Source organism: Cupriavidus sp. C1SS-2L (genome assembly GCF_057073735.1).
Genome location: NZ_CP172708.1, coordinates 1,165,157 through 1,185,700, shown reverse-complemented (window position 1 = coordinate 1,185,700; position 20,544 = coordinate 1,165,157). Strand labels below are relative to the sequence as shown.

Annotated in this window: 21 protein-coding genes; 5 read left to right on the top strand and 16 right to left on the bottom strand. The window is 65.4% G+C overall.

Going from position 1 to position 20,544, the window contains the following annotated elements:
* Positions 1-111 precede the first annotated feature (111 nt).
* From ACIGJG_RS05515 to ACIGJG_RS05500, 4 genes are all read right to left on the bottom strand, one after another.
* Positions 112-687, bottom strand: coding sequence for a class I SAM-dependent methyltransferase (locus ACIGJG_RS05515; RefSeq protein ID WP_483672858.1), 576 nt, complete (start codon positions 685-687; stop codon positions 112-114).
* A gap of 11 nt (positions 688-698) precedes the next feature.
* Positions 699-1,364 (bottom strand): site-2 protease family protein, encoded by a 666-nt coding sequence (locus ACIGJG_RS05510; protein WP_011297284.1) that lies wholly within the window; start codon positions 1,362-1,364, stop codon positions 699-701.
* A gap of 51 nt (positions 1,365-1,415) precedes the next feature.
* Positions 1,416-2,039 (bottom strand): L-threonylcarbamoyladenylate synthase, encoded by a 624-nt coding sequence (locus tag ACIGJG_RS05505; protein ID WP_011297283.1) that lies wholly within the window; start codon positions 2,037-2,039, stop codon positions 1,416-1,418.
* 84 nt (positions 2,040-2,123) lie between these two features.
* The gene (locus tag ACIGJG_RS05500) at positions 2,124-2,969 is read right to left on the bottom strand and encodes a 3',5'-nucleoside bisphosphate phosphatase (protein WP_011297282.1); all 846 of its coding nucleotides are present in this window, start codon (positions 2,967-2,969) and stop codon (positions 2,124-2,126) included.
* A 151-nt stretch (positions 2,970-3,120) separates the two neighbouring features.
* Between ACIGJG_RS05500 and ACIGJG_RS05495 the strand changes: the two genes are divergently transcribed.
* The gene (locus ACIGJG_RS05495; protein WP_483672857.1) at positions 3,121-4,215 is read left to right on the top strand and encodes an NAD(P)/FAD-dependent oxidoreductase; all 1,095 of its coding nucleotides are present in this window, start codon (positions 3,121-3,123) and stop codon (positions 4,213-4,215) included.
* A gap of 15 nt (positions 4,216-4,230) precedes the next feature.
* Here ACIGJG_RS05495 and ACIGJG_RS05490 read toward each other — a convergent pair whose 3' ends face one another.
* Positions 4,231-5,124, bottom strand: coding sequence for an alpha/beta fold hydrolase (locus ACIGJG_RS05490; RefSeq protein ID WP_483672856.1), 894 nt, complete (start codon positions 5,122-5,124; stop codon positions 4,231-4,233).
* Positions 5,125-5,245: 121 nt separating this feature from the next.
* Here ACIGJG_RS05490 and ACIGJG_RS05485 point away from each other — a divergent pair, with 121 nt between their 5' ends.
* Complete coding sequence (locus ACIGJG_RS05485) at positions 5,246-6,976, top strand: acetate--CoA ligase (RefSeq protein WP_011297279.1); 1,731 nt, start codon at positions 5,246-5,248, stop codon at positions 6,974-6,976.
* Here ACIGJG_RS05485 and ACIGJG_RS05480 read toward each other — a convergent pair.
* On the bottom strand, positions 6,973-7,821 hold the full coding sequence (locus ACIGJG_RS05480; RefSeq protein ID WP_220631459.1) for a ferritin-like domain-containing protein: 849 nt from the start codon (positions 7,819-7,821) through the stop codon (positions 6,973-6,975). The two genes, ACIGJG_RS05485 and ACIGJG_RS05480, sit on opposite strands and share 4 nt — an antisense overlap.
* A gap of 162 nt (positions 7,822-7,983) precedes the next feature.
* On the opposite strand from ACIGJG_RS05480, the gene ACIGJG_RS05475 reads away from it, so the two are divergent.
* The 3 genes from ACIGJG_RS05475 to ACIGJG_RS05465 all read left to right on the top strand — a co-directional run bounded on the left by ACIGJG_RS05475 (position 7,984) and on the right by ACIGJG_RS05465 (position 10,089).
* On the top strand, positions 7,984-8,508 hold the full coding sequence (locus tag ACIGJG_RS05475; RefSeq protein WP_011297277.1) for a gamma carbonic anhydrase family protein: 525 nt from the start codon (positions 7,984-7,986) through the stop codon (positions 8,506-8,508).
* 42 nt (positions 8,509-8,550) lie between these two features.
* Positions 8,551-9,552 carry an Hsp33 family molecular chaperone HslO gene (hslO, locus tag ACIGJG_RS05470; protein ID WP_140949028.1) on the top strand — a complete coding sequence of 334 codons (1,002 nt, stop codon included), beginning with the start codon at positions 8,551-8,553 and terminating at the stop codon, positions 9,550-9,552.
* Between the two features lie 150 nt (positions 9,553-9,702).
* Positions 9,703-10,089, top strand: a complete 387-nt coding sequence (locus ACIGJG_RS05465) for a hypothetical protein (protein ID WP_049796404.1) — start codon at positions 9,703-9,705, stop codon at positions 10,087-10,089.
* An 18-nt stretch (positions 10,090-10,107) separates the two neighbouring features.
* Here ACIGJG_RS05465 and ftsB read toward each other — a convergent pair whose 3' ends face one another.
* The 10 genes from ftsB to ACIGJG_RS05415 form a co-directional block, all read right to left on the bottom strand.
* Complete coding sequence (gene ftsB / locus ACIGJG_RS05460) at positions 10,108-10,449, bottom strand: cell division protein FtsB (RefSeq protein ID WP_011297274.1); 342 nt, start codon at positions 10,447-10,449, stop codon at positions 10,108-10,110.
* Between the two features lie 158 nt (positions 10,450-10,607).
* Positions 10,608-11,897 (bottom strand): phosphopyruvate hydratase, encoded by a 1,290-nt coding sequence (gene eno / locus ACIGJG_RS05455; protein WP_011297273.1) that lies wholly within the window; start codon positions 11,895-11,897, stop codon positions 10,608-10,610.
* Between the two features lie 107 nt (positions 11,898-12,004).
* On the bottom strand, positions 12,005-12,298 hold the full coding sequence (locus ACIGJG_RS05450) for a DUF1330 domain-containing protein (RefSeq protein WP_011297272.1): 294 nt from the start codon (positions 12,296-12,298) through the stop codon (positions 12,005-12,007).
* An 82-nt stretch (positions 12,299-12,380) separates the two neighbouring features.
* Positions 12,381-13,250 carry a 3-deoxy-8-phosphooctulonate synthase gene (gene kdsA, locus ACIGJG_RS05445; protein ID WP_011297271.1) on the bottom strand — a complete coding sequence of 290 codons (870 nt, stop codon included), beginning with the start codon at positions 13,248-13,250 and terminating at the stop codon, positions 12,381-12,383.
* Between the two features lie 25 nt (positions 13,251-13,275).
* The gene (locus ACIGJG_RS05440) at positions 13,276-14,928 is read right to left on the bottom strand and encodes a CTP synthase (protein WP_011297270.1); all 1,653 of its coding nucleotides are present in this window, start codon (positions 14,926-14,928) and stop codon (positions 13,276-13,278) included.
* A 115-nt stretch (positions 14,929-15,043) separates the two neighbouring features.
* Entirely contained in the window at positions 15,044-15,850 is an 807-nt protein-coding gene (locus ACIGJG_RS05435; RefSeq protein WP_011297269.1) for an alpha/beta fold hydrolase, read from the bottom strand.
* Between the two features lie 13 nt (positions 15,851-15,863).
* The gene (locus ACIGJG_RS05430; RefSeq protein ID WP_011297268.1) at positions 15,864-16,685 is read right to left on the bottom strand and encodes a proteasome-type protease; all 822 of its coding nucleotides are present in this window, start codon (positions 16,683-16,685) and stop codon (positions 15,864-15,866) included.
* Positions 16,686-16,967: 282 nt separating this feature from the next.
* Positions 16,968-17,807, bottom strand: a complete 840-nt coding sequence (locus ACIGJG_RS05425) for a transglutaminase family protein (protein WP_219916580.1) — start codon at positions 17,805-17,807, stop codon at positions 16,968-16,970.
* Positions 17,808-17,871: 64 nt separating this feature from the next.
* Positions 17,872-18,825, bottom strand: coding sequence for an alpha-E domain-containing protein (locus ACIGJG_RS05420; protein ID WP_011297266.1), 954 nt, complete (start codon positions 18,823-18,825; stop codon positions 17,872-17,874).
* Positions 18,826-18,865: 40 nt separating this feature from the next.
* Positions 18,866-20,338 carry a circularly permuted type 2 ATP-grasp protein gene (locus ACIGJG_RS05415; protein WP_011297265.1) on the bottom strand — a complete coding sequence of 491 codons (1,473 nt, stop codon included), beginning with the start codon at positions 20,336-20,338 and terminating at the stop codon, positions 18,866-18,868.
* Positions 20,339-20,544: the final 206 nt, after the last annotated feature.

The following is a 20,544-nucleotide window of genomic DNA, read 5'->3' as shown; positions in this document are numbered from 1 at the left end:
AACGAGATTGTACCGGAACAGCCGGCCGCCTCGACCGATGTTCCGACAAGGGGTTACACCAAACGGTTCAACGTGTGAAGCGGCATTCTCGCGGATAACGGAGACGCCGCTTCAGGTCTGGAGCGGGTAGCGTGGCGGCACGTTGCCGCCTGCCGTGTGCACCACCTCGCGCACCGCACACAGGCGCTGCACAAACGCCGTACGGGGCACTTCGAGTACGCCGTCTTCATAGCCGATCACACGCAGCCCGTGCGTATGCGCCACTTCGAGGAGTTCGCCGGGATTCAGAAGAAAATCAGGCCGCGAAGGCTTGCCGACGGTCTCGTTTCCACTCGCAAAGGTCTCATAAAGTAGCACGCCACCCGGCGCCAGCGCAGCGGCAAGGTGAGCCCACAGCGGACGATGCAGGTAGTTGGTGACGACAATGGCGTCGAACGCCGCCTCGCCGGAGAGGGGCCACGTGCCCTGCTCCAGGTCTTCCACGCGCCCGGCGATCGGCGAAGGCAGCGCGGCGACAGCTTCGGCATCGCGATCGACGCCAACCACCGCATACCCCCGCTGCGCGAACCAGCGTGCATGGCGGCCGCTACCACAGGCGAGATCAAGTACGCGGCCGCTTGGCCGCACGAGGTGCGCCCAGCGCGTAACCCAGTCGGACGGAGCGCCGGTCGGCGCATGGGCGAGCATGGACCTCGCCCCTACTGCAGCAGCATGATGATCGGCCGCAGCATCAGCTCGACGACCGAACTCAGCAGGTTGATCACCGGCCGCATCCAGACCGAGGTGATCACACCGGCCGCCACCAGCGCCAGCACGACAAAAATCCCGTACGGCTCGATGCGCGACACCGAATAAGCCACACGCGGGGGCAGCAGTGCGGTCAGCACGCGGCCGCCGTCCAGCGGCGGAATCGGAAAAAGATTGAACGCTGCCACGACCAGATTGACCAGCACACCGGCGCGAGCCATTTCGCTGAAGAACGGCTCCGACACGCGCGCCCAGGCCAGCCCGATCGCGATCAGCGCCCACAGGAAGGCCTGCACGATATTGCTGACGGGACCAGCCAGCGCCACCCACATGCCATGCCAGCGCGGATTGCGCAGCCGCCCGAAATCCACCGGGACCGGCTTGGCATAGCCGAACACGAACTGGCCGCTGGTCAGGAGATACAGCAGCAGCGGCACGGCAATGGTGCCGATCGGGTCAATATGCCGCGCCGGATTCAGGCTGACGCGGCCCAGCGCATAAGCGGTGGTGTCCCCGAAGTGCTTGGCGACATAGCCGTGCGACGCCTCGTGCAGCGTGATCGCGAACAGCACTGGCAGCGCATAGACGGCAAAGGTCTGAATGAGGGAGGAATCCATGAGACTTATTGTACCGGGCGGGCTGGCCGCCGCATCACATGCGGCACGAATTCAGAGACCGAACCGTGCGATATCGCCCCTTCCCTGGCGCACGAGCTCGGGCTCTCCACTGGTCAGGTCAATCACGGTCGTGGGCTGTGCCGGCGCCGGGCCGCCGCAGATGACGAGATCCAGCAGCTTTTCAAGCCTGGCACGGATTTCCGCGGGGTCGTTCATCGGCTCCTCGTCGCCGGGCAACTGAAGCGTGGCCGTCAGCAGCGGCTCGCCGGCGTCGGCCAGCAGCGCCAGCGGGATGGCGTGCTCGGGCACGCGCACGCCGATGGTCTTTCGCGACGGGTGCGACAGCCGCCGCGGCACCTCCTTGGTGGCCTCCAGGATGAAGACATAAGGGCCCGGCGTAGCGCCCTTGATCCAGCGGTACTGCCGGTTGTCGACGCGCGCGAAACTGCCCAGCTCGGACAGGTCGCTGCACATCAGCGTGAGGTGGTGCTTGTCGTCGATGCCGCGCAGCCGGCGCAGGCGCTCCACGGCGGCCTTGTCGTCAAGCTGGCAGCCCAGCGCGTAACTGGAGTCGGTCGGCAGCGCGATCAGCCCGCCCTGGCGGATGATCTGCACCGCCTGCTTGATAAGCCGCGGCTGCGGGTTCTGCGGATGGATTTCGAAGTACTGGGACATGGCCGGGCTCGGGGACGGGTTCTGACGAAGTTCGTGCCCGGCGGCAATGTCCTTTCGGCGGTGCCTGCCCGGCGGCCTGCGAGACTACCAGTCGTGCCATACCGGCGTCACCGTCGACGGCAATGGCGGCAACGCGCCCAGCTCCACGCGCCCCTCACCCGGGCCGTGGAAGTCCGAGCCACGCGACGCGAGCAGGCCGTAGTAACGCGCCACGTCGGCATAGCGACGGTACTGATCCGGCGTATGGCTGCCGGTCACGACCTCGACCGCACGGCCGCCGAGGGCCGTGAATTCGTCGAACAGCGCGTCGTGCTGTGTATCGGTGTAGTTGTAGCGGCCCGGGTGGGCCATCACGGCAATGCCGCCGGCCGCCCGGATCCAGCCGATAGCGTCGGACAGGTTCGCCCAGCGGTGGCCCACGTAGCCGGGCCTTCCTTCGGAAAGGTACTGGCTGAACACATCGCCGATCGTCGCACAGTGGCCCTGATCCACCAGCCAGCGCGCGAAGTGCGTGCGGGAGATCAGGTCGGGATTGCCAACGTACTTGAGCGCGCCCTGGTAGGCGTTTTCGATACCGATCTTTCCGAGCGCTTCGCCGATATCACGCGCGCGCCGTGCGCGGCCGGATCGCGTGTCGGCAAGCCCGTCGATCAACTCAGGAGCGAACGGGTCGATCTGCAGCCCGACGATATGCACGGTCTGTCCGGCCCAGGTCACCGAGATCTCGACACCGCAGACATAGCGCATGCCCAGCGCCTCGGCGGCGGCGCGCGCCTCCGCCTGGCCGCCAACCTCGTCATGGTCCGTGAGCGACCACAGCCGCACGCCGCCGGCATGCGCGCGTTCGGCAACGGCGCGTGGCGACATCGTGCCGTCGGACACGGTGGAATGGCAATGCAGGTCGGCGTTGATCGTTTGCAAGTCAGGCATATGCCTATTCTACTCTTGTATGTGCTTTCGGGCTGGCCCGCACGCATGCACTGCCCCCCACACAAAGCCCTTGCCGGCAACGCTGGCGTCGGGAGAATGGCGCCTTCCGCGCGGTATAGTCGGGTTTTGGAATCCCTCTGCCGCACCGCCAATGTCCACCGACAACACCACTGCCCTGCCCGGCGCCGGCGCCGCCGACACCACTACCACCGACGTGCTGATCGTCGGCGCGGGCCCGGTGGGCCTGTTCGCCGCGTTCCAGGCCGGCGTGCTCGGCCTGAAATGCGAGTTGATCGACGTCCTCGATCGCGCCGGCGGCCAATGCACGGAGCTATACCCCGAGAAGCCCATCTACGATATCCCGGCCGTACCAGGCTGCCTGGCCCAGGACCTGGTGGACCGCCTGCTGGAACAGTGCGCGCCGTTTGCCTTTCCGATGCACTTCAACCAGCGCGCCGAAAGCGTGGCAGAGGTGCTGCCCGCGCAGGACGGCGTCCATTCGCGCCTCCTGGTAACGACCGACAGCGGCAAGCGCTTCGACGTGGCCGCCGTGCTGGTCTGTGCCGGCGCCGGCGCGTTCGCGCCCCAGCGTGTATCGCTGCCTGAAGCACCCGGGCTAGAAGGCCGCCATGTGCACTATGCAGTGCGCGACGTATCGCGGTTTGCAGGCAAGCGCGTGGTAGTCGCAGGCGGCGGCGACTCCGCCCTCGACTGGGCGCTGGCGCTGCGCAAGGTCGCCGCGCGCGTGACGCTGCTGCACCGGCGCGAAGGTTTCCGTGCGGCCGATGGCAGCGTGGCCGAAATGCGCGCGGCCGTGGAAGCCGGCGAAATGGACTTCGTCATCGGCATGCTCGGTGCACTCAAGACCTCCGGCGAAGGCGAGCATGCGGCACTCATGGAGATCGAAATCCGCAGCCGCGACGGCGTGCAGACCCTCGCCGCTGACGAACTAGTGGCGCTCTACGGACTGGTGTCGGAGCCGGGCCCGATCGCTCAATGGGACATGGACATGCGCGCCGGCCGCATCCTGGTGGACACCACGACGTACGAAAGCTCGCGGCGTGGCATCTTCGCTGCCGGTGACATCGCCTATTACGCCAACAAGCAGAAGCTGATCCTTTCAGGCTTCCACGAAGCGGCGCTGGCGCTGCGCAAGGCCTATCACTACGCGTTCCCGCAGAAGTCGCTGGTGCACGTGCACACCAGCAACAACGCGGCGCTCAAGGAAAAGCTCACGCACGCCTGAGGCACGCGGCCCGCGTCAGGCAATGAACGATTCGATCAGCGCCGCCACCGCGGCGGGCTGGTCGTGGTGCAGCATGTGGCCCGCGTCGTCGATCACGACCTCGCGGAAATCGCGGAACGCGCGGAAGCGCTCGCGGAATTCTTCGAGCGTCTGCTTGTGGGCGATATGGCGCAACGTAGCCGAGTCGCGCGCCTCCACATGCAGCACCGGCGCGCTGACCTCCGCCCAGATCGCCATCACCTCGTCGACCCGGTACAGCACGGGATTCACCAGCTTGTGCGCCGGATCGCCGAGGATTTCCCACTGCCCTGCCTCATTGCGGCGCGACCAGTGCTCGGCCAGGAACGCGGCGCGATCGTCAGGCAGGCGCGGATTGGTTTTCTGCAGACGCGCCGCCACGCCACTCACATCGTCGTAGGTACGCAGTTCGGGCCTCTGGCGCAGTTCGTCGAGCCAACGCGCATAGCGCTTCGGCGCCTGCTCGGCACGCGTCTGCGTCAAACCAAACCCTTCGAGGTCCACCACACGGTGCACGCGCTCGGGCCGGATGCCCGCGTACAGGGAGGCCACATTGGCGCCCATGCTGTGGCCGACAAGATCGACCTGCCCGTTGGGCTGGTAGTGGTCCAGCAGCGCCTCGAGGTCGGCAATGTAGTCGGCAAACCAATAGGACTCGGTGCCCGGATAGCGCGTCGGCCAGTCGGTCTCGCCAAAGCCGCGCCAGTCGGGCGCGATCACGTGCCAGTCACGTTCGAGGCAGTCCACGAGGAACTGGAACGATGCCGCCACGTCCATCCAGCCATGCAGCATGAATAGCTTCGGCGCGCCCGGCGTGCCCCACTGGCGCACGTGGTAACGCAGGCCGCGCAACGTGATAAATTCAGAGCGCGAGGTTTCCTTGATTGTCATTTGTCTCCCCTGGTTGCGGTTCTTCTCATCCTTGCACGGAGTTTGGGGACCGGCGCCGAAGCCCGCATAAAATAGAACGACCGTTCGCAAATTATAACGAGACTCTCAAGGAGACAGCCATATGGCTGCAGCGGCCCTGCCGGCAAGCCGGCGCGACGATTACCAGGCGCTCTACGATTCCTTCCACTGGCACGTGCCCGAGCACTTCAATCTGGCCGAAGCCTGCTGTGGCCGCTGGGCACGCGATCCGGCCACCGCAGACCACATCGCGGTCTACACCGAGCATGAGGACGGGCGCCGCGACGCGTTCAGCTATGCGTACCTGCAAGCCGAAGCCAACCGGCTGTCTGCGGCATTGCAAGCGCTCGGCGTTCAGCGCGGCGACCGCGTCGCCATCGTGATGCCGCAACGGATCGAAACCGCCGTTGCCTATATGGCGATTTCCCAGCTTGGCGCCATCGCCACGCCGCTGTCAATGCTGTTCGGCCCCGAGGCTCTCGCCTACCGTATCAGCCATAGCGAAGCGATCGTGGCGATTGCTGACGAAACCTCGATCGACAACGTTCTCGCTGCGCGTCCCGAATGCCCGACGCTCGCCACCGTAATTGCTGCCGGCGATGCCCGCGGCCGTGGCAACCACGACTGGGACGTGCTGCTGGCCGCGCAACTGCCGACCTTCACGGCCGCGCAGACCAAGGCAGACGAGGCCGCTGTGCTGATCTACACCAGTGGCACCACCGGCCCGCCCAAGGGCGCGGTGATCCCGCACCGCGCACTGATCGGCAACCTGCCCGGCTTCGTTTGCTCGCAGAACTGGTATCCGCAGGACGACGACGTGTTCTGGAGCCCGGCTGACTGGGCATGGACCGGCGGATTATGGGATGCTCTGATGCCGGCGCTCTACTTCGGCAAGCCGATCGTCGGCTACCAGGGCCGCTTCACCGCCGAACGCGCGTTTGAGCTGCTGGAACGCTACGGCGTCACCAATACCTTCCTGTTTCCGACAGCGCTCAAGCAGATGATGAAGGCGTGCCCTGAACCACGGCAGCGCTACACGCTGAAGCTGCGCGCACTGATGAGCGCCGGCGAGGCGGTCGGCGAAACGGTGTTCACGTGGTGCCGCGACGCCATGGGCGTCGTCGTCAACGAGATGTTCGGGCAGACCGAGATCAACTACATCGTCGGGAACTGCACGGCCCAGCATGACGAAGCGCGCCTGGGCTGGCCAGCACGAGCGGGATCGATGGGCAGGCCCTATCCGGGCCATCGGGTACAGGTCATCGATGACGAGGGCCGCCCATGCGCAACCGGCGAAGACGGCGAAGTCGCGGTCTGCGCCACCGACATCCACGGCCACCCTGATCCGGTCTTCTTCCTCGGATACTGGAAAAACGAGGCGGCCACTGCCGCGCGATACGTCGAGCGCGACGGCCTGCGCTGGTGCCGCACCGGCGACCTGGCCCGCGTCGATGCCGACGGCTACCTGTGGTACCAGGGCCGTGCGGACGATGTGTTCAAGTCCTCGGGCTACCGCATCGGCCCGAGCGAGATCGAGAACTGCCTGCTCAAGCATCCGGCCGTGTCGAACTGTGCCGTAGTGCCGTCGCCGGACCCCGAGCGCGGCGCGGTGGTCAAGGCGTTCATCGTGCTGACCCCTTCGGTGACGCGCTCGTTCGACAGCGATGCGGCACTCGTGACCGCGCTGCAGGAGCATGTGCGCGGACAGCTTGCACCTTACGAGTATCCGAAGAAAATCGAGTTCATCGACCAGTTGCCGATGACGACGACCGGCAAGGTGCAGCGGCGCGTGCTCAGGCTGATGGAGCAGGAGCGCGCTGGCAGCAAGGGCTAACCAGCCGATGCCTCCAGCCACGCAAGCTCATCCTCGTCAAAGCCGGCCGCACGGCGCGCATCGAGGTTGAATGGCCCGCGCAGCTTCGGCGCGCGGTGCTGCTGCGCCAGCGAGACATAGGTCGATACCGGATCCACGCCGCGCTGCTCGCACAGCCAGCGGTACCAATGGTTGCCGATCGCCACGTGCCCGACCTCGTCGCGCAGGATGATGTCGATAATCTCTGCAGCGGCGTGGTCACCTGCGCCGGCCAGCTTGGCACGCACCGGGGGCGAGGCATCGAGCCCCCGCGCCTCCAGCGTGCGCGGCACCAGCGCCATGCGCGCGAGCACATCCCCTGCCGTGCGGTCGCACATCTCCCACAGGCTGTTGTGTGCCGGAAAATCGCCGTAGGCGAATCCCAGCGTGCCGAGATGGTCGGCCAGCAGCGTGAAATGGAACGCCTCCTCGTCGGCGACGCGCAGCCAGTCACGGTAATAGTCGGCCGGCATGCCGGCGAAACGCCACACGGCATCAAGCGCGAGGTTGATGGCGTTGAACTCGATATGGCAGAGCGCGTGGATCAGGGCGGCGCGGCCAGCGGCGGTATGCAGCGAGCGGCGGCGTTCCACGCGTTGCGGCGGCACCAGTTCGGGACGCGGCGGCCGGCCGGGGATGGGGAGCGCCGCTTGTAGGTGGTCTTCGGTGCCCAGAATCCCTTCGTCGGCTGCCGCGACGCCTTGGAAAAGCGCGCGCGCCGCGGCGGCCTTGGCCCGCGCATCGGTCAGGCAAAGTACATCAAGCGCCTGCCGGCGCAGCGTTTGTGAAGGATCGGGCAAACGGGCGGCGGGTGAAATCTCTGGCATGGGCGTAAAATCCGGTCTGCCGCCATTGTAGAGCCATGCCGGGCGCTGCCCGGCCATATATGGGGTGCTGCCGACCCACGCGGCAATACCCCAGCAGCAAACCCGGTGCTCTTTAAAGACTGGCGGCAATCCCCAGATAACTACCTTCGTGCAGGAGATTCCATGGCGCTGTACCAGCTCGGCGAACTCGTTCCCAATATCGACCAGGACGCCTATGTGGCGCCCGAAGCCACCATCATCGGCAACGTGACCATGAAGTCGCGCGCCAGTGCATGGCCCGGCGTCGTCATCCGGGGCGACAACGAACCGATCGTGGTCGGCGTGGACACCAACATCCAGGAAGGCTCCGTGCTGCACGTCGATCCGGGCTGCCCGTTGACGCTGGGCGACAAGGTTTCCATCGGCCACCAGGCCATGCTGCACGGCTGCACCGTTGGAGAAGGCTCGCTGATCGGCATCCAGGCCGTGGTGCTGAACCGCGCCGTGATCGGCAAGGAATGCCTCGTCGGCGCGGGCGCCGTGGTGACCGAAGGCAAGGTATTCCCCGACCGCTCGCTGATCCTTGGTGCGCCGGCGAAGGTGGTGCGCGAACTGACCGACCAGGACGTGGCCAACCTGTACCGCAATGCCGAGACCTACGCCACGCGCCAGGCCATGTACAAGCAACAGCTCAAGCGGATCGACTGACACGCGCCGCAGCAGCTACAACCGATTGACAGACAGACTATTGTGACCGATACGACCACTACCGACACCCTGCAAAAGTTCCTGTTCGACGCGGCCCCCGTGCGCGGCGAACTGGTGCGCATGGAAGCCACCTGGCGCGAAGTGCTGAACCGCCATGCCTACCCCGCTCCTGTGCGGCGCGTGCTCGGCGAGATGATGGCTGCCGCCGCGCTGCTGTCGGCAAACCTGAAGTTCAACGGTGCGCTCGTCATGCAATTGCACGGCGACGGCCCGGTGCGCATGCTGGTGGTGGAGTGCCTGTCCGACCTGTCGATGCGCGCCACGGCCAAGCTGGCCGAAGGCGTGCAGATCGCAGATGACGCCACGCTCGCGGACCTCGTCAATGTCCACGGCCACGGCCGCTTCGCTATCACGCTGGATCCGAAAGACAAGCTGCCGGGCCAGCAGCCGTACCAGGGCATCGTACCGCTGTCCGACGCCCACGGTCCGCTGGCGTCGATGAGCGCCGTGCTCGAGCATTACATGCAGGCCTCCGAGCAGCTGGACACGCGCCTGTGGCTGGCCGCGGACGACCACGCCGCAGCTGGCATGCTGCTGCAGAAGCTGCCGTCTTACGGCGGCACGCAGGAAGTCGGCGAGACCGGCGCTGCGCTGACGGAAGAGACCCGCGCGCAGGATCTGGATACGTGGGACCGTGCGTGCCAGCTCGGCAACACACTGAAGTCGGATGAGCTGCTGGCCGAGACGCCGGACACGCTGCTGCGCCGTCTGTTCTGGGAAGACCTGCAAGACGCCGGCCTGCGCGTGTTCGAGCCGCTGACCCCGCATTTCCACTGCTCATGCTCGCGCGCCAAAGTAGCGGGCATGCTGCAGTCGCTGGGCCAGGAGGAAATCGACGGCATCGTGGCCGAGCGCGGCCATGTGGAGATCCATTGCGATTTCTGCGGCCAGCGCTATGAGTTCGACGCCGTCGACTGCGCCCAGCTGTTCACGCCGGCCCATGTGGCCACCGGCGCCGGCGAAGGCGCCCATCACCACCACTGAGCCGGAAGCCGCCGGCCCAGCCGGCGGCATGGCACGCATGTCGGGTGCGAACCACCCTGCAGGGCGCAAGTCCAACAGCTAAGCTGTTATCAAACGGTCGCCATGCCCATGCCTGGCGCCGGCCGTTCTGACTTGCCACTTGTTGCTGCCATGTCTGCCGCCCGTTGCAACTGCTCCCTGCCTGTCTTGCCCGCCTTGCTGGCTGCCGCGCTATTGGCCGGCGGCTGTGCCGCGCCAGTGCCGCGCGATGTCAACGGAACCCCAGCCACGGCACGCCTGTCTCCGGATGCCACGACGACCGTACCGCTCACGGTCGAGCAGCTGCAGCAGTTGGACGCCCTGAACCAGCAGATCCTGCACGATCAGGAAGCCGCCATCCGCCAGCAGCAGGCCTACGAGGCCGCTTACCGCTCGGCCTACGCCTACCCGAATGTCAATTGGAATCTGTTTTACGGAGGCTGGGGTGGCGGCCACTGGGGCGCCGGGGTTGGTTTCAGCTCACCTGGCTACTGGGGCGGCTACCCATACTGGTGGTAAGCCTCCCGCCAAGGGGGCTCAGTGCCGGCCGGTAGCGGCCGGCGAATTCGGCGGTGGGGGCAGCGGCGGTGTGGCGCTGACCTTGGGCGCCGGCGCAACGAACTGCACGAAGACCTCGCCGTCCTTCACCATGCCCAGCTCGTAGCGGGCGCGCTCCTCGATGGCGCCGGTACCGTCCTGCAGGTCCTTCACCTCCCCTTCCAGCTTGGCATTGCGCAGCTTCAGCATCTGGTTGCGCGTGGCCTGCTCCTGCACCTGGTGATTGAGTTCCCAGACGCGCAGCCAACCGCCCTTGCCCAGCCAGAGTGGATACTGGATGGCGAGCAGCAGCACGAACAACAGCAAAGAAATCAGGCGCATGAGGCGTGGCGGACAGAAATTTCCGCACAATGATCAGCGAACTCGGGCCATAAGGCAATGCCGGCCAGATTTCGATACAAATCCGGATACAACAACGGCGGCGGCCGGATGGAAAACGTGCCGCCGCCGTCAGAGGCGAGTCAGTCGCCTGCCTTGGCTCAGCGCAGGTTGTAGAACGCGCTCTTGCCCGGGTAGCTGGCGATATCGCCGAGGTCTTCCTCGATACGCAGCAGCTGGTTGTACTTCGAGATGCGGTCCGAACGCGACAGGGAGCCGGTCTTGATCTGGCCGGCATTGGTACCGACAGCGATGTCGGCGATGGTGCTGTCCTCGGTCTCGCCCGAACGGTGCGAGATCACGGCGGTGTAGCCGGCGCGCTTGGCCATTTCGATGGCGGCAAACGTCTCGGTCAGCGTACCGATCTGGTTGATCTTGATCAGGATCGAGTTGCCGATGCCCTTGTCGATGCCTTCCTTCAGGATCTTCGTGTTGGTCACGAACAGGTCGTCGCCGACCAGCTGCACGCGCTTGCCGAGCTTGTCGGTCAGGGTCTTCCAGCCGTCCCAGTCGCCTTCGGCCATGCCGTCCTCGATCGAGACGATCGGGAACTTGTCGCACAGGTTGGCCAGGTAATCGGCGAATTGCGTCGACGACAGCTTCAGGCCTTCGCCTTCCAGCACGTAGACGTCTTCGGCTTCGTGGTAGAACTCGCTCGCGGCGCAGTCCAGCGCCAGCAGCACATCTTCACCCATGCGATAGCCGGCCTTCTCGACGGCCTGGACGATGGTGTTCAGGCACTCCTCGTTCGACGAGAAGTTCGGGGCGAAGCCGCCCTCGTCGCCCACGGCGGTGGACATGCCCTTGTCGGCCAGAATCTTCTTCAGCGCGTGGAAGACTTCGGCGCCGCAACGCAGCGCTTCACGGAAGCTGGTCGCCGACACCGGCATGACCATGAATTCCTGGATGTCCAGGCTGTTGTTGGCGTGCGCGCCCCCGTTGACGATGTTCATCATCGGCACCGGCATCTGCATGGCGCCCGAACCGCCGAAGTAGCGGTACAGCGGCAGACCGGCTTCCTCGGCGGCAGCTTTGGCCACGGCCATCGACACGGCCAGCATGGCGTTGGCGCCCAGGCGGCTCTTGTTCTCGGTGCCGTCCAGGTCGATCAGGGTGCGGTCCAGGAAGGCCTGCTCGGAAGCGTCCAGGCCCATGATGGCTTCGGAGATCTCGGTGTTGATGTGCTCGACGGCCTTCAGCACGCCCTTACCCAGGTAGCGGCTCTTGTCGCCGTCACGCAGCTCGATGGCTTCGCGCGAACCGGTCGATGCGCCCGACGGCACTGCCGCACGGCCCATCACGCCGGACTCCAGCAGCACGTCGCATTCGACGGTAGGGTTGCCGCGCGAGTCGAGAACCTCGCGACCGATGATATCTACGATTGCACTCATGAATTCCTCTCTGACTGTTGATTCTTGCTGCTGCTGATTACTGCAACCTGCTCGTGTGTCAGGGCGATGTCACGCGCCCCGAAAGTCCATTTCGGGAGCTGGCCGGCTCAGGCCACGCCCTCGACCACGATCATGTTCATGCGCGCCGCATGCTCGCGTGCCTTGCGGGCAGCGCGATAGGCCTCCCCGTCATGGAAGGCCTTGGCGGCTTCGACGCTCGGGAATTTCAGCACGACGACACGGGTCGGCGACCATTCGCCCTCGAGGTTCTCGGCCTTGCCGCCGCGCACCAGCACTTCCGCGCCATGGATCTGCATGGCCTTGCTGGAGAGCACCTTGTATTCCTCGTACTGCTGGGGGTCGGTTACGTCGACGTACGCGATGATAAAGCCCGCGGCCATGCTGTATCTCCCGATGTTTTGTATTGTCTTTCGATACGGATAGTCACGGCCGGGCCACCGGCCGCGACGATCCAGGGCCCGCTCAGGCGCAGGCCGGCCAGCCGAAGTTGTCCTCGAGGAAGCCGGCGCGCTTGGTCAGCGCGTCCAGGTCCCTGAGCACGGCCAGCAGTTCCTTCATGCGCGACAGCGGCACCGCGTTGGGGCCATCGGACATGGCCTTGTTCGGGTCCGGGTGCGTTTCCATGAACAGGCCGGCGATGCCGGTGGCCACGGCGGCACGCGACAGTACGGGTACGAACTCGCGCTGGCCGCCCGAGCTGGTGCCCTGCCCGCCCGGCAGTTGCACCGAGTGGGTGGCGTCAAACACCACAGGAGCACCGGTCTCGCGCATGATCGCCAGCGAGCGCATGTCCGAAACCAGGTTGTTGTAGCCGAACGAAACGCCACGCTCGCAGGCCATGAACACGTCGTCGGGCAGGCCGGCGTCGCGTGCGGCGTCGCGGGCCTTGTCGATCACGTTCTTCATGTCGTGCGGCGCGAGGAACTGGCCCTTCTTGATGTTCACAGGCTTGCCGCTCTGGGCGCAAGCGCGGATGAAATCAGTCTGGCGGCACAGGAACGCCGGCGTCTGCAGCACGTCGACGACGGCCGCGACGGGCTTGATCTCGTCGATCTCATGGATGTCGGTGAGCACCGGCACCCCGATCTCGCGCTTCACTGTCGCCAGGATTTCCAGGCCCTTTTCCATCCCAAGGCCGCGGAACGACTTGCCCGACGAGCGGTTCGCCTTGTCGAACGACGACTTGTAGATGAACGGAATACCCAGCTCGCCGGTGATGGCCTTGAGTTCGCCGGCGGTATCCAGCGCCATCTGCTCCGACTCGATCACGCACGGGCCGGCAATCAGAAAGAACGGCTTGTCGAGGCCAACCTCGAATCCGCAGAGTTTCATGACAGTCTCCTGCTCGGCGCCGGCTTCAGGCGCCCTTGCGCTGCTGGCCAGCCAGCGCGGCTTCGACGTAGGCCTTGAACAGCGGATGGCCGTCACGCGGCGTGGAGGTGAATTCCGGGTGGAACTGCACGCCGACGAACCACGGGTGCATCGACCCCGGCAGTTCCATCATCTCGGGCAGGTTCTCGGTCGGGGTACGGGCCGAAATCACCATGCCGGCGTTTTCCAGCGTCGGCACATAGTGGTTGTTGACTTCGTAGCGGTGACGGTGACGCTCGTTGACCTCCGCGCCGTAGATCGACGCCGCCTTGGTCCCTTCCTTCACCGGTACGCGTTGGGCACCCAGGCGCATGGTGCCGCCCAGGTCGGATTCGGCCGAACGCTGCTCGACCTTGCCTTCGCGGTCCACCCACTCCGTGATCAGCGCGACCACCGGATGTTCGGTTTCCAGGTTGAACTCGGTCGAGTTGGCGTCGGTCATGCCAGCCACGTGACGGGCGAACTCGATCACGGCGAGCTGCATGCCCAGGCAGATGCCCAGGTACGGAACCTTGTTCTCGCGGGCGTACTGGATCGCGCGGATCTTGCCTTCCGTGCCGCGCTTGCCGAAACCGCCCGGCACCAGGATGGCGTCCAGCGGGGCCAGCACTTCGAGATGGCCCGATTCGAGTTCTTCGGAATCGATGTACTCGATGTTCACGCGCGTGGCGGTGTGCATGCCGGCGTGGCGCAGCGCCTCGATCAACGACTTGTACGACTCGGTCAGGTCGACGTACTTGCCGACCATGCCGATGGTGATTTCGTGCTCGGGGTTTTCCTGCGCGTTCACCAGCTTCTGCCACATCGACAGGTCGGCCGGCTTCGGGTCCAGGCGCAGCTCTTCGCAGATCAGGCGGTCCAGGCCCTGCTCGTTGAGCATCTGCGGGATCTTGTAGATGCTGTCGGCATCCCACACCGAAATCACGGCGTCTTGCGGGATGTTGGCGAACAGCGAAATCTTGGCGCGCTCGTCGTCCGGGATCGGACGGTCAGCGCGGCACAGCAGCGCGGTCGGCGAAATGCCGATTTCACGCAGCTTCTGCACCGAGTGCTGGGTCGGCTTGGTCTTCAGCTCGCCGGCGCTGGCAATGAACGGCACCAGGGTCAGGTGCACGAACGCGCAGCGGTTGCGGCCCATGCGCAGGCTCATCTGGCGCGCGGCTTCCAGGAACGGCAGCGATTCGATGTCACCGACGGTGCCGCCGATTTCCACCAGCGCCACATCAGCCTTGCCGTCGTGCGACGCTGCAGCGCCACGCTCGATAAAGGCCTGGATCTCGTTGGTGATATGCGGAATCACCTGCACGGTCTTGCCCAGGTATTCGCCGCGGCGCTCCTTGCGGATCACCGATTCGTAGATTTGGCCCGTAGTGAAGTTGTTCGACTTGCGCATCTTGGCCGAGACGAAGCGCTCGTAGTGGCCAAGATCGAGGTCGGTTTCCGCACCGTCTTCCGTGACAAACACCTCGCCATGCTGGAAGGGGCTCATCGTGCCGGGATCGACGTTGATGTAGGGATCTAGCTTGAGGAGGGTGACTTTGAGGCCGCGCGACTCGAGAATAGCCGCGAGCGAGGCGGCAGCGATGCCCTTGCCGAGAGAAGAGACGACGCCACCGGTGACGAAGACGAATTTGGTCATAAACCGAGCTTGCCGGGGAAATTAGGATTATACATGAGACCCCGGCCCCCGAACGGCCGCGAATTGCGACACCACCGCCTTGCGCAACGCCTGCGGCGCATGCGCCGCTTGCGCTTCAGCGCCCGTCGCGCCGCATCGCCGCGATCAGTTCGCGGACCAGTTGCGCCGTCTCCTGCGGCCGCTCCATCGGATAAAGATGGCCGCCTTCGATAAAGCGCAGGTTCTCGCCGACCAGCTTGCGCGTTGCGTCGAGACCACATTGCCGGACCTCCCGCGAACGCGTACCGGCAACGAAGCTGACAGGCACCGGCGCACCGCGCGCAACCTTGCGCCCAAGGCTGGTGGGCAGCGTCCGATAGATCCAGTACTCGACCTCGCGGTTGAAGCGGAGCTGCCGTTCGTCGTCCTTGCCCGTCGGCTCGGTGCCGTGCATCGTGTAGTCGCGCAGCATGTCCTGATCCCAGACTGCGAAGTTCGGCTTGGAGCGGAAGTGCTCCCACACCGCCTCGGCATCAGGCCAGTGCGTGCGGCGGTTCTTGGTCACGGCGGCCGGCCCCGGCTTCTCGTCCATGCCGAACAACTGCGCCGTCTTCAGCAGCGACGCGCGCCAGCCAGCGATGATCGGCGAATCGAGCATCACCACGCCGCGCACCCACTCCGGGCGGCGCAGCGCGGCCATCAGTGACAGGAAGCCGCCCAGCGAATGCCCCACCAGCCACACCGGTTCCCGGTACTGGCGCTCCAGCGAATCCAGCAGCTCTTCCACGAGATGCGGCCAGCCGCGCGTCACCGGGAATTCAGGCCGGTGCCCGTAGCGCTCCACCGCGCGGAATTCGAAGTCGTCCTCGAGTTCGGCGAACAGCTTGCGGTACGTCGGCACCGGGAAGCCATTGGCATGGGAAAAATGAATGATGTCGCGCATTGCCCCGCCCGGCTCAGTCCTGCGCGCGGGAACGCTCGCGCGTGGCGCGCACCGGCTGGCCCCAGCGATCGGTTTCGTCCGTACGTGCAAGCGGAAACTCCGCCTCACGGGAAGCATCCCATTCGGGATCGTTGATCTCACCGAACACCTGGCGCAGCCGCTGGCCCCAGGTATCGCGGATCATGCGGAAGTAGGCGTTCCTTTCGTCGATGTTGACAAAGCGCGTCACCCGAAGCGCATCCGCCTCATAGACCATCAGGTCCAGCGGCAAACCCACCGAAATGTTCGACTTGAGCGTGGAATCCATCGAGATCAGCGCGCATTTGGCGGCTTCGCCGAGGGGCAGCGACGGATGCACGACGCGGTCCAGGATCGGCTTGCCGTACTTGGCCTCGCCGATCTGGAAAAAGCAGTTCTCGGGCGTGGCCTCGACGAAATTGCCGGCTGCGTAGACATTGAACAAGCGCATACGCTCGCCGCGGATCTGGCCGCCAAAGATCAGGCTGACATTGAACTCGATACCGGCATCGCGCAGCGCGTGGGCATCGCGCTTGTGTACCTGGCGTACGGCCTCGCCGACGATGGACGTGGCTTCGAACATATCGCGCGCGGTCCACAGTGAGCGCTTTTCGTCCCGCCCTTCGACCAGGCACTGGCGCACTGACTGGCTGATGGCGAGGTTGCCGGCGGTCATCAGCACCATCACGCGGTCGCCGGGCTCTTCGAACACGGTCATCTTGCGCGCGGTGGAAATGGCATCGACACCGGCGTTGGTGCGCGAGTCGGAAAGAAGAACCAGGCCGGCATCAAGCCGCATGGCAACACAGTAGGTCATGGTCTTGTCGGGTTCTACTTGGAACCGAGCGGAGTCGCAGCGGGAATTCTAGCGCCCCGAGCCGGGCTGCGGCCACCGGCCTCGCCGGTTTCGAGTCAGTGTTCAGATTTTGGGCCGGAGTGCTTTACTGGCAGGCTCTTCCCTTTTGTCGCCCGGACAAAAGATGGTCGCCGGCTACGCCGGCGAAACCGCAGCGTCTGTGAAGCACGAAGCGGTCGCAAGAACCGCTAACGCACCGCCAAAGGGACAAACCCGCACCGCATTGGCGCATCGCGCATCACATCAATCCACAACAGGGCAAATAGCAATATTCACCTGCAGCGTTTCACCGCTGCCACCTTCGAGAATGCCCCGCACCGGTGCGGCCGACTGGTAGTCGCGCCCAACGGCCAGCCGCACATGCCGATGGTCCGTGACGCAACGATGCGTCACGTCGATGCTGCACCACAGGTCGCGCCCCGCATCGAGACACACATCGGCCCACGCATGACTGGCCAGCTCCGTAGCGGCCGGGTCATAGAAGTACCCACTCACATAACGCGCCGGGATCCCGAACGCGCGGCAAGCGGCGACCATGACCTGTGCCTGGTCCTGGCACACGCCATTGCCAAGGCGGAACGCTTCTGCAGCGGAAGTGCCGACGTGGGTCGTATTCGACGCATAGCGCACGCGATCCGTGATGCCGCCGGCCAGCGCGAGCAGCGCCGGCACCTCGTGCCCCGCCACCAGGAAAGGTGCAGCGAAGGCGCGCATGTCAGGCGGCGCCGTCGTCAGTGGCGTGCCGCCGACGAAGTACAACGGGGAGACGCGCGACTCGCCGTGGGCCGGCACATCGCGGAATGCGTAGTGGCTGTCACGTCCGGCGTCGTCATGATAAGGCGTCACCTGCACCTCGCCGATCGCGGTAATCGCAATCGTGTCGGCCGGGCCGCTGACGGTGAAGTTGTGGACGATATTGCCGAAGCCATCGCGCGCCTCCGACAGGTTGCCAGGCGCCTGCAGCGCCCAGGCCTTGACGGCCTGCAGCGGGCCCGAGCGCGGTGCGAGGCGCAGCTCATGCACGCTGCGCCGCACCGGCTCCGCATAGCGGTAGACGGTCTGGTGGTGGATCTTGTATTTCACGGTATCCGGAGGGCCGCTGCGACGACTGCTGCACATAAGGCCCTCCTTGCGGTGTTCACGGCGCCTAGGCCGCCTGCAGCGGCACCAGGAAATCACGGCTGATGCCGTTGCCAATGTCGCCGATGCGCTCCAGGAAGCTCGTGAGGAAGGCGTGCAGGCCGACGGCAAAGATGTCGTCGATGCGGGCAAATTTCAGGTCGGCATGCAGTTTACCAGCCTGCCGCTCGGTCTCCCCCGACTGGTGGTTGCAGACCATCGCCAGGATCGCCACGACCTCGTCCATGCTCGACACCAGCGAACGCGGCATGTCGGGGCGCAGGATCAACAGTTCGGCCACGCGCTGCGGCGTAATCACCGCGCGGTAGACCTTGCGGTAGACCTCGAAGCCCGACACCGAGCGCAGCACCGCTGCCCAGTGATAAAAGTCGTTCTGCTCGCGGTTCGGGTCGCTGTCGTCGCTGCCCGACGCCTGGAATTTCACGTCGAGGATCCGCGCGGTATTGTCCGCGCGTTCCAGGAACGTGCCGAGCCGCATGAAATGGAACGCATCGTCCTTCAGCATGGTGCCGAACTGCACGCCGCGCGCGAGGTGCGAACGGAACTTGACCCATTCGAAAAAGCGCGACGGGTCTTCCTGCAACTCGCCGTCCGCGATCATGCGCTGTACATCGAGCCAGGTGGTGTTGACGGTTTCCCAGACCTCGGTCGTCAGCGAGCCGCGCACCGCGCGCGCGTTCTCGCGCGCGGCACGCAGGCAGCTCATGATCGACGACGGGTTGGTCATGTCGCGCACCATGAAGTCGATCACGTCGTCGCGCGTGAGCAGTCCGTACTTGTGATCGAAAGCGTTGGTCAGCTCCGAGATGTCGAGCATGGCCCACCAGCCCTGCTCCGCCACTTCCGCGGACTGCGGCAGCAGCGAGGTCTGGTAGTTGACATCCAGCATGCGCGCGGTGTTCTCGGCGCGTTCGGTATAGCGCGCCATCCAGAACAGATGGTCGGCGGTGCGGCTCAGCATGTTGGTTCTCCTCGCAATGCGGTGCTGGCGGCGGGCGCGTTCAGCGCTCCAGCACCCACGTGTCCTTGGTCCCCCCGCCCTGCGAGGAATTCACCACGAGCGAGCCTTCGCGCAGCGCTACGCGCGTGAGGCCGCCCGGCACCATGCGCACCTCGCGCCCCGACAGCACGAACGGACGCAGGTCGATATGGCGCGGCGCGATGCCCGATTCCACATACGTCGGACACGTCGACAACGCCAGCGTCGGCTGCGCGATGTACTGCTCGGGCCGCGACTTCACGACCTCGCGGAAGGTATCGATCTCCGCGCGCGTTGCCGCCGGCCCCACCAGCATGCCGTAGCCGCCCGCGCCGTGCGTTTCCTTCACCACCAGGTCCGCCATGTTGTCGAGCACGTACTGCAGGTCGTCCGGGCGCCGGCACATATAGGTCGGCACGTTGTTGAGGATGGCCTCTTCGCCGAGATAGAAGCGGATCATGTCGGGCACGTACGGGTAGATCGACTTGTCGTCGGCCACGCCCGTGCCAATGGCGTTGGAGATGGTCACGTTGCCCGCGCGATAGACCGACAGCAGACCGGCCGCGCCCAGCGCGGAATCAGGCCGGAACACGAGTGGGTCGAGGAAGTCGTCATCCACGCGCCGGTAGATCACGTCGATGCGCTGCGGGCCCTGCGTGGTACGCATGAACAGGTGATCGTCCTCGACGAACAGGTCGCTGCCCTCCACGAGTTCCACGCCCATCTGCTGTGCGAGGAACGCATGCTCGAAGTACGCGGAGTTGTACATCCCCGGGGTCAGCACCACCACGGTCGGATCGCTGATGGCCTGCGGCGAGACGCCGCGCAGCATGTCGAGCAGCAGGTCGGGATAGTGGGCCACGGGCGCGACGCGATTGCGCGCGAACAGGTCCGGGAACAAGCGCATCATCATCTTGCGGTTCTCGAGCATGTACGACACGCCCGACGGCACGCGCAGGTTGTCCTCCAGCACGTAGAACTCGCCCTCGCCGGCGCGCACCACGTCGATGCCGGCCACGTGCGCGTAAATGTCGCGCGGCACGTCGACGCCAAGCATCTCGGGACGGTACTGGGCGTTGTTGTAGATCTGGTCCGGCGGAATCACGCCCGCGCGGATGATGTCCTGCCCGTGGTAGATGTCGTGGATGAAGCGGTTCAACGCCGCCACACGCTGGCGCAGGCCCTTTTCCAGCGTGGCCCACTCGCTGGCGGGAAAGATGCGCGGAATCACATCGAACGGAATGGTCCGCTCGGTGCCGCTGTTGGATTCGTCCTTGTCGCCGTAGACCGCGAAGGTGATGCCCACGCGCCGGAAGATCAGGTCCGCCTCGGCGCGCTTGTTGGCCATCGTGTTCTCGGACTGCCGCGCCAGCCAGTCCGTGAAGTGCCGGTAGTGCGGCCGTACCACACCGCCCGGCAATGCCTGCCCCGCCTGGATGACCGGGGTATCGCCATCCCGCCAATCCAGCATCTCGTCGAAAAAGCGCGCCGCCATGATGGCCCTTCCCTCCGTGAAATGGGGGACGTCCTGGTCGCCTGGCCTCCCGGCCTCCCACCGGAACCGCCGCCCCCTTGTTTTTCCTGGCTGTACAGCTGTCGAGTGACTGGCCCTTTCAGCATACTTGTGCCAGCGAAAGCCGCAAGCTCGTGCGGTTGCGCAGCACGGAAACGGGTTAAGCAAGATGCCTGCCAAGGTCCTGG